Origin of the sequence: Tepidimonas sp. (assembly GCF_046292505.1) — a bacterium.
Lineage (GTDB): Bacteria > Pseudomonadota > Gammaproteobacteria > Burkholderiales > Burkholderiaceae_C > Tepidimonas.
This window is the reverse complement of record NZ_JBKBQX010000131.1, coordinates 1-997: the sequence shown is the minus strand read 5'-3', so window position 1 is coordinate 997 and position 997 is coordinate 1. Positions and strand designations below refer to the sequence as shown.

At 69.0% G+C, this 997-nt stretch carries 2 protein-coding genes; both read left to right on the top strand.

Annotated features, from left to right (window positions below):
- Nucleotides 1–168: 168 nt before the first annotated feature.
- Entirely contained in the window at nucleotides 169–549 is a 381-nt protein-coding gene (locus tag ACK4TH_RS12240; RefSeq protein ID WP_068609617.1) for a PilZ domain-containing protein, read from the top strand.
- A 53-nt stretch (nucleotides 550–602) separates the two neighbouring features.
- Nucleotides 603–997, top strand: a 395-nt coding sequence (locus tag ACK4TH_RS12235; protein WP_409626843.1) for a TatD family hydrolase, incomplete at its 3' end; no start/stop codon positions are given.

The window sequence follows — 997 nt, the reverse complement described above, 5'->3', positions numbered from 1 at the left end:
CGTCCCGCACCGGTTGTCCGGCTACTGGCGGGCTCTGCAGCAAGCGTGGCGCACGGCCGAACACCCGCTGCAGGCCGGGCTGTGGGCCGAGGCATGGGCCGAGCGCACCCGCGCGGTTTTCGCCCGCACCTCCGGGCAGCCCGCCACCGCGGCGATACACTCGCGGGCATGAACACCGGCTCGCCGGCCGGCGGCGACGCGGCCTCCCATCCGCGCCCCACGGTCATCCAACTGTCGATCAAGGAAAAAGGCGCGCTCTACGCGGCCTACATCCCCTTGTTCACGGAGGGGGGCATTTTCGTGCCGTCCTCGCGCCAGTACACGCTGGGACAGGATGTGTACGTGCTGCTCACGCTGCCCGAGGACCCGCAGCGCTATCCCGTCGCCGGCAAGGTGGCCTGGATCACGCCCGCCGGAGCGACGGGATCGCGCACGCCGGGAATCGGGGTGCGCTTCCCGGCGGACGACAAGTCCCGCGCGCTGCGGGCACGGATCGAAGAAATCCTGGGCGCGCACCTGGCTTCCGACCGGCCGACCCAAACCCTTTGAACGAACGGCCGCCGCCCCTATCGACGGGCTGCGCCCCACGCACTTCTGTTTGCATGTTCACCGACTCCCATTGCCATCTGGACTTTCCCGAGTTGCAGGCCCAATACCCCGAGATTCTGGCGGCGATGCGAGCTGCCGGTGTTCTGCGAGCGCTGTGCATCTGCACCACACTGGAAGGCTTTGATGCCGTGCACCGTCTGGCCCTCGACGGTGCCGACGGGGCCCCGCAGTTGTGGGCGACGGTCGGCGTGCATCCGGACAACGAAGGGGTACATGAACCCACCGTGACCGATTTGGTCGAGCGCGCCGCGCTGCCGCAGGTGATCGGCATCGGCGAAACGGGGCTGGACTACTACCGGCTGGGCGAGCGCACGGTGGCCGACATGGCATGGCAGCGCGAGCGCTTTCGGATCCACATCCGGGCCGCTCGCCAGACCGATCTGCCGCT